Raw genomic sequence first — 13,928 nt, forward strand, 5'->3', positions numbered from 1 at the left:
TTACTTATTTCCTTCCATTTCTTTATCTATTTTTTGAATTGCTGCAATAAACTCTTCTTTTGTTATTGAATACTTATTTAATCTAGTTAACATTTGATTTGCATTACCATATCCAATTCCTAATTCCTTACCTAGCATAATTCTTCTTTGTTTCGAATTAGCATCTCCTGTTAACTTAAAGTAAAACATATCTTGTGAAGTGTAAAACTCTTCAAAAACTTCTTCTGATATTTTCGCTCTATTTAAAGCTTCTATTATTACTTCTGGTTTAGCATTTTCTACACCTATATCGTCACCCTTTATTCCATCTTCTTGTGCGATATAAGCATGCTTTATACCTTTTACTCTTTTAGCAATTATACTTCTAATCTTTTCCCCTGCAAAATCTGGATCAGTTAATACTATTACACCTTTCCTTTTTTGAGCCTCTCTTATTCTATCTATTACTCTTGCATTTATTCCAAATCCACCTACAGCTATTAATTCTGCATCTACAGCTTGCTTTACTGCTGTTATGTCATCTCTGCCTTCTACTACTATAACTTCTTTAATCAAAGCATTATCTTCCTTTCGTATTATAACTTCGTCTTTCTATATTCTTATTTATAATTTATCCTTATATAGATATTATGTCAAATTTATATTTAAATAAGTAAAAAAGGTGCCCATATGAGCACCTTTTCTACCATTCTCCTGGATAAGCTAAAATGTACACTGGTACATCGTATCTTCTTCCCCACCAACTATATGCATCTTCTTGTGAATTCACAAAAACATCAATTATGTTTCCCTTTATAGCTCCACCTGTATCTGCTGCAATAGCTTTTCCGTATCCCTCTACATATACTAATGATCCTAGAGGGATTACTCTTGGGTCAACAGAAATAGTACTTATCCCACCTTCAATTCTTACAGGTGTACTTCCTGTTGCGGTTAAACCATCACCATGATATGCTGTAGATTCACAATAAATTAACTTTTTATAATCTAATATTTGTCCATCTCTACTAGCAAAACTTTTTCTTGTACCTTGTACAATTATTTTATTAACAGGTTCAGTTATAACCTTGGAGTTTTTTACATTTCTGGATACCTCTTTGCCATTTTTATAAATTACTTCATAAGCAACTTCTTTCTCTCCAGTAACTCCATCTTGTTTTACTTGTTCTACACTTTCATCAAGTGTATCGTCTGTTTGTTCTACTACGTCAAAATTAATAGCTTCTTTAGCTAATTCTTCTTTTACTTCTACTTTAACTAGTTGAACGTTAAGACCTTCTCCAATTTTTGTGTCAACTGAAGGTGTGACTTCATCAACGCCTTCTTTATACTCTATTCCTTCATTCTTTAGTTCTTCTACTTCTGCATTTAACATATCACCTATAGTATCTTCTGCAGTGTTAATTTCAACACTTTTACCATTTACAGATAGATTTACAGGGATAGCTTTCTTAATAGATATAGTACTGTCTTCTTTCACTTTACTATTTAAAGCTGGTTTAACTTTATCTTTAGGAGCAATTTCTACCCCCTTAGTAGTTAACACATCTTCAACAGTCCCTTTATATGTGACAAAAGTTTCTTCTTTACCGTCTATACTTACTGTTATTGTCTTTCTCATATTGATGAACGTCACTGTTACTATGGCCACAAGTGCAGCACCTAACAATATTTTTGCCTTTGGACTGTTAGAAAAATTTCTTTTTAAGTATTCCTTACATTTTTCTACCATCTACTTTACCTCCTTTGGCAAGAGCGTCTTTAGCATTATATATTGAAATGCTATAGTTTGTCAAATATGACACTTCTTGCTCCTATTTAAACTGCTTATAAAATGCACCCTGTGCATAAATAAATAATTTAATAAAAATAAATAATAGCAGGTTGTCCTTAGCAGTTTATAAAGATTAACTTTAAGTAGATTCTGTTCTTCTAATGCCTCTTTAGCATGCATATATAAAATAAATTTTAGTAATTAGTGTTTCACATTTTTAATTTTACTTTATATTCTATTTTCAAGCAAGTCTCTAAAGTTATCGTTTACCCTTAAATTTACTTCTTTTGGGCTGATTTCCTTAATTTTTCCAATTTGTTCTATTATATATCTTATATAATCTGATTTGTTTCTTTTCCCTCTATTAGGTACAGGTGCCATATACGGACAATCTGTTTCTACTAGCAATCTATCCATAGGTATTTCTTTAACTACCTCTACTACCTTTTTTGCATTTTTAAAAGTTACAACACCAGTAATTCCTATATAATATCCTAACTTAACACATTCTTTTGCAAATTCAACACTTCCTGAAAAACAATGTACTATCCCTTTAACCTCTGGAAATTCTTTCATAACTTCAAGAGTATCACCATGTGCTTCTCTATCATGAATAACAACTGGCAAACTTAATTCTTTTGCTATTTTCATTTGTTCTCTGAAAACTTCTTTTTGGATTTCTTTAGATGGATTTTCATCCCAATAATAATCTAAACCTATTTCACCTATTGCTAATATTTTTTGTTATTTTTTATATATTCTATTATTTCCTCTTTAACTTTAGAATTAAATTCATCTGCATTTTCTGGATGTATTCCTAATGCTCCATAAATGAACTCATATTCTTTAGTTAAATTATTTGTTTTTCCTATACTTTCATAACTAGATGCACAGTTCATAATTCCTATTACACCATTTTCTCTTATTTCATTAAAAACCTCTTCTCTATCTTCATCAAAGGCTTCATCATCATAATGTGCATGAGTATCAAAAATTAAATATTTTCCTTCCATATTATCTCTCCTTATCTTATTATTAACAAATAATCTTATTCTAAGTATGTAGAATTAGCTAATTATTATACATTTAATAATTTGTTTATCTTTTTGTCACATAAATGACATATTTATCATTTATATTGGTATTTGTAAAGTAGTTAAAGCATTATTATTTACCCCTAAAACCATCTTAACAGAATGGTCCCTAGAGTTTAATCGTCCCCAAATTTGATTATAACTCTAGGGTTTTCACTTTTTATAGCTTTTTTTCTTTCAATCTCTTAACCTCATCTATTGCTATCTTTTTATCTATTCTTTCAAATAGTATTTCTATTTCTTTTATATTTCCCTGCTTCTTTTCGATATAACTCCAAATAGGATCTTCTAAGTCTAAAAATCTTCTGATTTTTTTAGTTGTAAATGGAATAAAAGGCTCTAATAAATTTGAGATATTTACAATGATTTGAATACATACATAAATGGTTTCTTCACATTTTTTCCTATCTTTTTCTATTGATATCCATGGCTTTTCATTATCAAAATATTTATTAGCTTTCTTTATAAAATTAAATATATCATTTAAGGCACTATTAAATTGGCCTTCTTCTATTTTATCCCCTACTTCAAAATACAAATTTAATATATCTTGTTGAAATTTTCTTGAAATTTCACCTTTAGGTATTCTTGAATTGAAGTTTCTTTTACAAAATAATAAAGTTCTATTTACAAAATTCCCTAAGCTTCCAACTAAATCTGTATTCGATGTATTAATAAAGTCTCTCCATGTAAAATCAGTATCATTTTCTTCTGGTGAGTTTAATAATAAATAGTATCTAACAGAATCAACATTATAATTTTTGACTATGTAATCTGACCATATAGCCCAATTCTTTACAGCTGAAAAGTTTTTCCCTTCTAATTTTAAATACTCACTTGATATTACTCTCAAATTAGGATTTTTTATACCTAGTCCTGAAAGTATAGCTGGGAAAATTATTGTATGGAATGGTATATTATCTTTACCATGAACAAAATAAATTCTTGAATCTTCACCTTTCCAATACTCTAAAAAATCTTCTTTTTTATCTTCAAGACATTTCATACTAGCTGTTAAATATCCCATAACCGCTTCAATCCATACGAATATCTTTTTATCTTCATAGCCATCTAAAGGAACATCTACTCCCCAATTAAAATCTCTAGTTACAGCTTTATCTCTAAGACCTTCTTTTAAATATCTATTAACTATTTTTTCTGCATTATCTCTCCACCCATGTTGTCTTATAATTAGTCTTCTAACATCAATTTCAAACTTAGATAGTGCAAAAAATAGATGATTAGTATTTTTTACTACAGGCTCACTTTTGCATACCTTACATCGCTTATCTATTAAATCATCAACTTCTATTATTTCAGAACACTCTTCGCATTGTTCTCCTGAAGTTATTTCACCACAATGTGGACATTTTCCTTCTATATATCTATCTAATAAGAAATTATTACAAGTTTCACAATATATCTGTTCTACATTTTTTTCATAAATATATCCTTTATTGTACAACTCTAAAATAAACTCTTTTACCTTCTCTTCATGATATTCTGAGTGTGTTTTAGTAAAAATATCAAAAGAGAATCCTAAGTTTTCAAAACAAGTCTTAAACTCTTGATGATATTTTTCTACCGTTTCAATTGGAGTTGTTCCTTCCTCTTTAGCTTTCATTGTTACAGGAGTTCCATGACAATCTGTTCCTGAAACAAATATAACATCATCCCCCATTAATCTATGATATCTAGCTATTACATCTCCTGGAAGCCATACAGCTATTCTTCCTAAATGTAATGGTCCATTTGCATATGGCCATGCATTGCCTACAATAATATTCAAAAAAAATCCCCCCTTTTAGATTTAAGCTTTTAAAATTTTAATTTATATAAAGAAATTCAGCATCAGCTGAATTTCTTTATCTTTTATATTTTATTATCTAACTTGGCTTCCTGTTGGAAGTTCACCTGGATTTACTACTGTTAATAAACTATCATCATCTGTAGATGCAGCTAATATCATTCCTTGTGATAATTCCCCTCTTAATGTAACAGGTTTTAAGTTTGCTACTAATACAACATACTTACCAACTAAATCTTCTGGTTTGTAATATTGAGCTATTCCTGAAACTACCTGTCTTTCTTCACCATTTATATCTACTTTTAATTTAAGTAATTTCTTCGCTTTCTTTATTGGTTCACAAGCTATTACTTTCACTACTCTTAAATCTATTTTTTCGAAATCTTCTATTGTTATTTCTTCTTTTATAGGAATGATTTCTTTCTTTTCATTTTTCTTATTTTCTGCTAATTGAGCTTCTCTTAAAGCTTCTAATTCAGCAAGTTTTTTATCTACATCTATTCTTGGGAAAAGACTTTCTCCTTTTTTAACTTCTGTTCCTACTACTGTTCCATCAAAGCTACTTAATGAATCCCATTCTATACACTTAGTATTTAATTGCTCATTCATCTTTATACTTGTTTCTGGTAAGAATGCAGATAAAAGTACTGATGAGAATCTTAAACTTTCAGCTAGGTTATATAATACTGTTCCTAGTCTTTCTTGCTTTTCTTCATCTTTAGCTAATATCCATGGTGTTGTTTCATCTATATACTTATTTGCTCTTCTTATTAATGTAAAGATTTGTTCTAATGCTTCTGGAATTCTTAATTCTTCTATAGCTTTATCTACTTTTTTAGGTGTTTCTAAAGCTAATCCTATTAACTCATCATCTATAGCTTCCTTAGCTGTTGGAGCTGGTATAACACCTCCAAAGTATTTTTCTACCATAGCAACTGTTCTTGAAAGTAAATTTCCTAAATCATTACAAAGATCTGAGTTTATTTTCTTTATAAATATTTCATTATTAAATAATCCATCTGAACCAAATGGTATTTCTCTTAATAAGTAATATCTTACTGCATCAACACCAAAGTTCTCTACTAATGTTACTGGATCTACAACATTCCCCTTTGATTTTGACATTTTTCCACCATCTACAAGTAACCAACCATGACCGAATACTTGCTTTGGTAATGGTAAATCTAAAGCCATTAACATTATTGGCCAATAAATAGTATGGAATCTTAATATATCCTTACCTATTAAATGTACATCTGCTGGCCAGAATTTTTCGTATAATTCTTTATTGTCACTTCCATAACCTAAAGCTGTTATATAGTTTGAAAGTGCATCTATCCAAACATAAACTACGTGTCCTTCATCAAACGTTACTGGAACTCCCCAGTTAAAACTAGTTCTTGATACACAAAGATCTTGAAGTCCTGGTTTTAAGAAATTATTAACCATTTCATTTTTTCTTGATTCTGGTTGTATAAAATCTGGATGAGCTTCTATATATTCTATTAATTTATCTGCATACTTACTCATTTTAAAGAAATAAGCTTCTTCTTTTGATGTTTCAACTGGTCTACCACAATCAGGGCAATTTCCATTAACTAATTGTGTTTCTGTCCAAAATGACTCACAAGGTGTACAATATAAACCTTCGTATGATGATTTATATATATCCCCATTATCATATAATTTTTTGAATATATCTTGAACAGCCTTTATATGATAATCATCTGTTGTTCTTATAAATTTATCATAGCTTATATTCATCATCTTCCAAAGGTCTTTAATTCCAGCAACAATTTCATTTGTATGCTCTATTGGAGCAATTCCCTTTTCTTCAGCTATTCTTTGTATTTTTTGTCCATGCTCATCTGTTCCTGTTAAGAACATTACATCATATCCTGTTAATCTTTTATATCTAGCTAAAGCATCTGCTGCTACAGTAGTATAAGTATTACCTATATGAAGTTTTGTTGATGGATAATAAATTGGTGTAGTTATATAATATGGTTTTTTACACATATTTCTTCCTCCTTTAATAGTTAACTAATAAAATTCCTTCATTATAATAGATTTAAATTTTATAATAAAAAAAGCCTCTATATAGGTATAAACCCTATATAGAGACGTAATATACGCGTTACCACTCTACTTTGTATTTATTTCACAATAAATACCTTATTAGGTGACTATCATCACCTTGCAATATAACGGTTGCTACCGTATCTCTCTAACAAAATTAGCTCAAAAGATATGCTCTAAGACCATCTTCACAAAGCTTATTGCCGCTAGTTTTCAGCTACCCTAGCTCTCTTTGGACTTTCCCCTCTGCTACTCTTCTTTTCATTGCATTTATCATTTTAATAATATGATATTCTATAATCAAATTACTGTCAATTATTTTTAAAATTTCCACTAGAATCAATATTCCCATGTATATTTATTTTTCCCTGAAAATTTACTTCTATACCCTAATTTTGCTTTTTTAAACTCTGTAGACTTACTCTCACATATGGCTCCTACTAATTGGTAAACTTCTACCAATATTAAAGTACCCCAAAAACTCATTTTATTCTCTCCTTATAAATTACTTATATTTAGATTTTATCATATACTAAAACAATTTCATCTTCTATTAGTCAAAAAATGCTTAAATTTTTATTGTGTACAAATTTACATCTCCGTTGTATGATATAATAATGTATAAATATAGACCCTTTTGAATAGGAGTGGATAGTTATGAAAAGTTTAGAATTACCACGAATTGGATCTAGAAATATAAAAACCGCTATATCAGTATGCATTTGCTTAATTCTTTTTAAAGCAGATCCTTTTTATTCAGCAATAGCATCTGTTATATGTATGCAAGGAACAGTTGAAAATTCGGTAAAGTCGGGGATAAATAGATTAGTAGGTACATTATTAGGTGGTTTTACTGGAGTAGTTTGCTTATCTTTAGCAAGGCATTTTCATCTTGAAAAAATAATTCCTTTTATTACTGCACTAGGTATTGTATTTGTAATATATACTTGTAACCTAGTAAAAAAACCTGGTTCTTGTAGTATATCTTGTATAGTTCTTATAGCTATAATGATAGCTCCTGTAACAAGCAATCCTTTATTTTATGCAACTAGGAGAACTATAGAAACTGCTTTAGGTATAATTGTAGCAATTCTAGTTAATAAATATATTAATCCTCCTGAAATAAAAGTTGAGGATTGCAAAAAAATTGAAAACAATGACTCTGAGTAGTTTTAATTATAGATAAGCTTATTATATTAGGAGGCACTATTTAATGCAATTTACTCTACCTAAAGTCGGACTTAGAACTATAAAATCTGCACTATCAGTCTTTTTATGTTTAGCCCTATTACCAAATGAGCCATTCTTTGCTTGTTTAACAGCGATAATTTGTTTACAAGATACTGTCTCAAGCTCAATTAAAATGGGAATCAACAGAGCATTAGGAACGATTATGGGGGCAACTATCGGTCTTGGATTTATGCTCATATGCAGATTTATAGCTTTTAATATTTCATCAGGCTTTATATCTAAATTTCTAATTTATTTATCCATTGCAATAGGTATAATAGTAGTTATAACATCATGTAACTTGGTAAAGAAACCAGGTGCAGTCAACGTAGCATGTATAGCATTTTTAGGAGTTACTACTATTCATGCTTTTGCAAGCCCACTATTATATGCAGTTAATAGAACTTTTGAAACTTTATGTGGTGTTGTTATAGCAATATTAGTAAATAAATATATAACTCCACCTAAAGAAAAGCATGAAAAACATGAACATTCTAAAGAACATATTAAAAGTAAAAAAATTGCTTAATAAAAAGAGATAGAAATTTTCTATCTCTTTTTATCTATATACTTCTTGTTTCATGTTCTAAGAATGACTTTTCGCTTTCGTTTAAATAAGGGCTTAGCTTTTTAAATACAATATTATGATATTCATTTAACCAGTCTTTTTCTTGTTTTGTTAATAAACTTACCTCTACCCCATCTAAATCTATAGGACAATATGATATTGTCTTAAAGCTATAAAATTCTCCTGAGTCTTCACTTATCATATCTTTAACTACTAATAGAGTATTTTCTGTTCTAATTCCATGTTTTCCTTCTTTATAAATCCCTGGTTCATTTGTTATTATCATACCTGGTTCTAAAACAGTCGTGTTTCCCTCCTGTCTAAATCCTTGTGGTCCTTCATGAACATTTAAGAAAAATCCTACTCCATGACCTGTTCCACATTTATAGTCAATTCCATAGTCCCATAAAGGTCTTCTTGCTAAAATATCTAAGTTTATTCCAGTTGTTCCTTTTAGAAATTTTGCAGTTAATAGGTTTATATGCCCTTTAAGTACCAAAGTAAAATCTCTTTTTTCCTCTTCTGTTAAACTTCCTAATACAAAAGTTCTTGTTATATCAGTAGTTCCATCAAGATATTGTCCACCTGAATCTACAAGAAACATTCCTTCTGGCTTTAACTCATACTTACTCTTTTCATTTGCTGAATAATGCATCATGGCTGCATGATCCTTATATCCTGCTATAGTTCCAAAACTTTCACCTTTAAAGTTATCACCTTTTGATCTAAACTCTCTTAATTTTTCACTTGCTGAAATTTCCGTAACTACTTCTTTACCTACAGTTTCCTTTAACCATTTTATAAATTTAACCATAGCTACGCCATCTCTTACTTGACATATTTCTAAATTTTCTATTTCAACTTCATTTTTTATAGCTTTTAATTTTGTTGTTATATTTAAGCTTTCTATTATATTTACATCTTTGTTTATATTAGAATATATCTTTGCATTAACTTTAGTTGGATCTATTAGTGTATTTTCTCTTATATTCTGTACATCTTCGTATATAAAGTCATAATCTAATATTTCTACTCCTTGTTTTTTCAACTCATCTATTACTTTATCTTCTACTTTATTAATATCTATATAAAGCTTTGCTGTATTCATTGTAATTAATGCATATGAAAGAAATACAGGGTTAAACTTTATATCATTTCCTCTTATATTGAATAGCCAAGCTATATCATCTAAGGATGAAATTATATAATTTTCTACGTTTAACTTTTTCATATTTTCTCTTACTTCTTTAAGCTTATCACTTGCACTTTTTCCTGCAAATTTAATATCATGTAAGAATATCTTTTCACTAGGTAAAGCTGGTCTATCAACCCAAATAATTTCTAATAAATCATCTTCCATTTTTATTTCAAATCCATTTTTTTAGCTATAGAAAGTAAATCTTTATATTGATTTACTGAATAACATCTTCCATCAAATCCTAATATTTCTCCAGCTTTAACATTTTCAGATATCCACTCTTCAATAGTAGGATATCCTGGTGTTCTCATTTTCATTAACTTAATTCCACTATCGTCTAGTTCCTTAGCTGCTTGTATAAAATATCTTCCATCAGTCCACAAGTTTGCATTATCTAATGATATTACAACAGTTCCTGCTGAACCTGTAAATCCTGAAACATATGCTCTTCCCTTATAATATTCTGATACATATTCACTTTGATGTGGATCACTACTTGGAATTATATAGTGGTCAATTTTTTTATTTTTCATTATTTCTCTTAAACTACTAATATTACTCATTTACTTTTCTCCCTTCTATTTACACCTATATAAATTATACAACATATTCCAATTATTCAACTGTTTTTATTTTAATTTTATAAAAAAAGAACTAGAAATCTAGTCTAGTTCTTCTTAAAATTCTATTTTTAATTTTATTCTTGTACTGCACTATCTGGCTTCTTACCTAATATTTGAACTCCAATATAAATCGCAAGTAAAGATATTGGTAATACTATATACCATGCTAAACCAAATCCTGCTGGTATATATCCAAACACTATAGTAATTACTGCAACAAATAAGGCATATGGCATTTGAGTTTTAACATGAGCTATATGATTACAACCTGATCCCATAGAAGATAAAATTGTTGTATCTGATATTGGCGAGCAATGATCTCCAAATATCGCTCCTGTTAATACAGCACTTGTACTTACTATTACATATCCCATATCTGGGTTTATGGAAAATGCTAGCGGAATAGCTAATGGCATTAATATTCCCATTGTTCCATATGCTGTTCCTGTAGCAAAGGATATTACCGCTCCAAGTATAAATATTAAACTTGGTAATAAGAAATATGGTAATGAACCTGATAATAATGATACTAAGTATTTTGCTGTACCTAACTCTTTAATTACTGAACTTAATGACCATGCAAGTATTAATATTACACCTGTTATAATTAATGGCTTCATTCCATCTACCCAAGTGTCTATAGCTTCTGATAAAGTAAATATCTTCTTTGCAACACCCATAATTATAGTAACTATACTTGCAATTAATGCTGATTGGAATAATGCAACAGATGCATCTGCATTACTAAAAGCTTGTTGTATAGCTGTAAATGAAAGTGGTGAATTGCTCATTAATTGTTGAAGTGCTACATCTTCACCACCCACTATTGATGAATATCCACTAAAGTAGAAGCAAATTAATGCTGTAACCACTAGAGTACCTATTGGTATTATCGCATTCCAAACACTTAATTTTATACCTTCTTTAGGTTGTAATTCCGAATCCTCAATTTCTCTATTGTTATCTGCTGCTACTTCCTTTTTTACTAAATGTAAATCTCTTCTTCTAGCTTCTATTTCTGCTTTGTACATTGGTCCAAAATCTTTTAATAATATTGAAGTAACAAATACAAAGAATATTATTAATATGTTGTAGAATCTATACGGAATAGTTTGGAAAAACACTCCAAAAGCATCTACTTGTTGACCAATACCATTTGTGAAAGCATCATTTATTAAACCAACTTCAAGTCCTATCCATGTAGATATAATTGCAAGCCCTGCTATTGGTGCTGCTGTAGCATCTATAATGAATGCTAATCTTTCTCTTGATATTTTCATTTTATCTGCTACTGGCTTCATTATAGGTCCAACTATTAATGAGTTTGCGTAATCATCAAAAAATACTACAAGTCCTAATAATAACGTTACTAATTGAGTACTTTTAGCTGTTTTTGCCTTTCTTGCTAACGCTTCTGCTACAGCTTTAGCTCCTCCCATTTTAGCTACTAGATGAATAACTCCTCCTATAACTAAAACTTGAAGTATAATCCCTGCATTCCAAGGATCTGCTAATGAATTTAAAGCTCTTGATACAAAATCTAAAAATGATTGTATTAGTGCACCAAAAAATGAATGATCTATAAGTTTAATAAGAAAACTTCCTGATAAAATACCTATAAATAGTGATATTACTACGTTCTTTGTTAAGAAAGCTAATATTATAGCTACTAATGGTGGTATCAATGTTAAAATACCATAATGACTTGCATTAGTTGTTGCTGCATCAACTTCTGATGCAAAAACTACAGATGTTGATAATACTAACATCAATATAGTCATAAATAAAATTCTAAAATTTCTGTTGTTTTTCATGATTAGAATCCCCCTTTTAATATCTTTTGTGAATACTTAAAGGGCAGCTTTAATGCTTAGTACTGAATATTAATTCTTATTTTACCTACTATGCTACAAAAAAAGAGCCTTGAGTTTTCACTCAAGGCTCTAATATACTTCTTAAAATAATATATTAAAAAAATCCTTAAATGATAGCTCTCCACAAATACAATTTGTGACAGTGTTGCATATATTTTATACAACCCCAGATATATAACCTTAAAGCATCAGTTATATACTTCGGCGACATTTCCTTTTCCATTGAATCATTGTGCTTACCTCATCAATGGTACTCTTAAATATCGCGCCTCTACCCTTGCCGTTATTCACTTTTTAATTTAATTAGATTATACAAGCATCTTTTAACTATTGCAATAGTATTTTTCGAAAAATTAAAATATTCTTATTTATTTCTCAATATTACATATCTATTTTTAAGAAAATTGTATTTAATCATTTTTATTTAACATAAATTCTTCTATATCTTCTACAGATTTAATCATATTTTCAGTTAAAACTTTACATCCATCTTCTGTTATTAACACATCATCTTCTATTCTAATTCCTATTGATTCTTCCTCTATATAAATACCTGGTTCAACTGTATATACCATTCCAGCTTCAAATATAACATCTCTATTATTTAACTCTATATCATGAGTATCCATTCCCAAACTATGTCCTATGCTATGGTAATAATATTTTGATACATCTTCTTCCTTATCAATTAATCCAAGCTCAATACACTCTTTTGCAATCCACTTTTTTGATTGCTTATTTAATTCTATAAAGCTAACTCCTGGTTTCATAGCTTGAATAACTCTTTCATTTACTCTTAAAACAGCATTATATACTGCTTTTTGTCTTTCTGTAAATTTACCACTAACAGGAAAAGTTCTTGATATATCCCCATTATAATAATTATATTGTGCCCCTAAATCAAATAAAATTAGATCTTCCATTTTTAATTCTGAATCATTATCTACATAATGTAATACTGCTGCATTCTTACCAGTTGCTGCAATAGTTTTAAATGCAAAGTCTTTTGCACCTTTAGTTTTACATATAAAATCAAAATATGCTTCTAATTCATATTCTTTCATTCCTGCTTTGCATTTTTTCATAAGAGTTTCTACACCCTCAATTGTTATATCTATAGCCTTTTGAATTTCTTCTATTTCTTCTTGTGACTTTACTAATCTAAATTTCCCTATAATTCTATAAATATTTTTAATATTTACTTGTGGGTATTTTAATAATATTTCCCTGGAAATACTCTCTGCAAGGGTTTCTTGTGAATCATAGCTGTCCTTTTCTAAATCTAAATATATATTAAATTCTTCCCTTGATGTAATTATTTTATGTAATGCCCCTTTAAAATTACCTAAATAATCTACATCATCTACTCCTGTTACTTCAAAGGCTTCTTCTTTTCTTATAGATTTTCCGTGCCACTTTTCTAGTATTGGATCTATCTCTTTTATGAATAAACAAGATTTCATTTCCCCATTTACCTTACTCATTAGTAATATATGATCTTCCTCATCTATTCCTGTTAGATAATAAAAATTTCTATTTGGAGTAAAAGGATATTTTTCATCCGCAGTTTTCTTAGGTGCATTACCCGCAAATAATATAACAACAGAATTATCCTTAATCTCCTTGAAAACGTTTTGTCTATTTCTTTTATAGAATTCTTTGTTCAATACTGTCACTTCCT

9 protein-coding genes, 2 pseudogenes, 1 riboswitch and 1 other annotated feature are annotated in these 13,928 nt (G+C 29.1%); of the genes and pseudogenes, 2 read left to right on the plus strand and 9 right to left on the minus strand.

All coding sequences use genetic code 11. The features are described from left to right. The 6 genes and pseudogenes from rnmV to BTM21_RS13740 all read right to left on the minus strand — a co-directional run bounded on the left by rnmV (position 1) and on the right by BTM21_RS13740 (position 7,240). Positions 1-555 carry a ribonuclease M5 gene (gene rnmV, locus BTM21_RS11820; protein ID WP_021876735.1) on the minus strand — a complete coding sequence of 185 codons (555 nt, stop codon included), beginning with the start codon at positions 553-555 and terminating at the stop codon, positions 1-3. Between the two features lie 127 nt (positions 556-682). Next, the gene (locus BTM21_RS11825) at positions 683-1,732 is read right to left on the minus strand and encodes a 3D domain-containing protein (RefSeq protein ID WP_079481013.1); all 1,050 of its coding nucleotides are present in this window, start codon (positions 1,730-1,732) and stop codon (positions 683-685) included. Between the two features lie 270 nt (positions 1,733-2,002). Beyond that, a pseudogene (locus tag BTM21_RS11830) lies at positions 2,003-2,787 on the minus strand (TatD family hydrolase). A 241-nt stretch (positions 2,788-3,028) separates the two neighbouring features. Next, positions 3,029-4,657, minus strand: coding sequence for a methionine--tRNA ligase (gene metG, locus BTM21_RS11835; protein ID WP_021876731.1), 1,629 nt, complete (start codon positions 4,655-4,657; stop codon positions 3,029-3,031). 93 nt (positions 4,658-4,750) lie between these two features. Further along, entirely contained in the window at positions 4,751-6,694 is a 1,944-nt protein-coding gene (gene metG / locus BTM21_RS11840; RefSeq protein ID WP_021876730.1) for a methionine--tRNA ligase, read from the minus strand. 97 nt (positions 6,695-6,791) lie between these two features. Continuing rightward, positions 6,792-7,028 (minus strand) — a binding site (T-box leader). A gap of 65 nt (positions 7,029-7,093) precedes the next feature. After that, a complete protein-coding gene (locus BTM21_RS13740; RefSeq protein WP_021876728.1) occupies positions 7,094-7,240 on the minus strand; it encodes a hypothetical protein in 147 nt (48 codons plus the stop codon). Positions 7,241-7,411: 171 nt separating this feature from the next. Here BTM21_RS13740 and BTM21_RS11845 point away from each other — a divergent pair, with 171 nt between their 5' ends. Next, positions 7,412-7,924, plus strand: coding sequence for an FUSC family protein (locus tag BTM21_RS11845; RefSeq protein ID WP_079481012.1), 513 nt, complete (start codon positions 7,412-7,414; stop codon positions 7,922-7,924). Between the two features lie 43 nt (positions 7,925-7,967). Then, positions 7,968-8,513: an FUSC family protein gene (locus tag BTM21_RS11850; protein WP_021876726.1), complete on the plus strand. Its 546-nt coding sequence runs from the start codon at positions 7,968-7,970 to the stop codon at positions 8,511-8,513. Between the two features lie 34 nt (positions 8,514-8,547). On the opposite strand, the pseudogene BTM21_RS11855 reads toward BTM21_RS11850, so the two are convergent. The 3 genes and pseudogenes from BTM21_RS11855 to BTM21_RS11865 all read right to left on the minus strand — a co-directional run bounded on the left by BTM21_RS11855 (position 8,548) and on the right by BTM21_RS11865 (position 13,914). Next, positions 8,548-10,313 (minus strand): annotated as a pseudogene (locus tag BTM21_RS11855) (aminopeptidase P family protein). Positions 10,314-10,447: 134 nt separating this feature from the next. After that, the gene (locus BTM21_RS11860) at positions 10,448-12,187 is read right to left on the minus strand and encodes a Na+/H+ antiporter NhaC family protein (protein ID WP_079481011.1); all 1,740 of its coding nucleotides are present in this window, start codon (positions 12,185-12,187) and stop codon (positions 10,448-10,450) included. Positions 12,188-12,353: 166 nt separating this feature from the next. After that, positions 12,354-12,529, minus strand: a riboswitch (Lysine riboswitch). A gap of 128 nt (positions 12,530-12,657) precedes the next feature. Further along, positions 12,658-13,914, minus strand: a complete 1,257-nt coding sequence (locus tag BTM21_RS11865) for an aminopeptidase P family protein (protein ID WP_021876723.1) — start codon at positions 13,912-13,914, stop codon at positions 12,658-12,660. Between the last annotated feature and the right edge of the window lie 14 nt (positions 13,915-13,928).

The organism is Clostridium chauvoei (assembly GCF_002327185.1).
GTDB classification, from domain to species: domain Bacteria; phylum Bacillota; class Clostridia; order Clostridiales; family Clostridiaceae; genus Clostridium; species Clostridium chauvoei.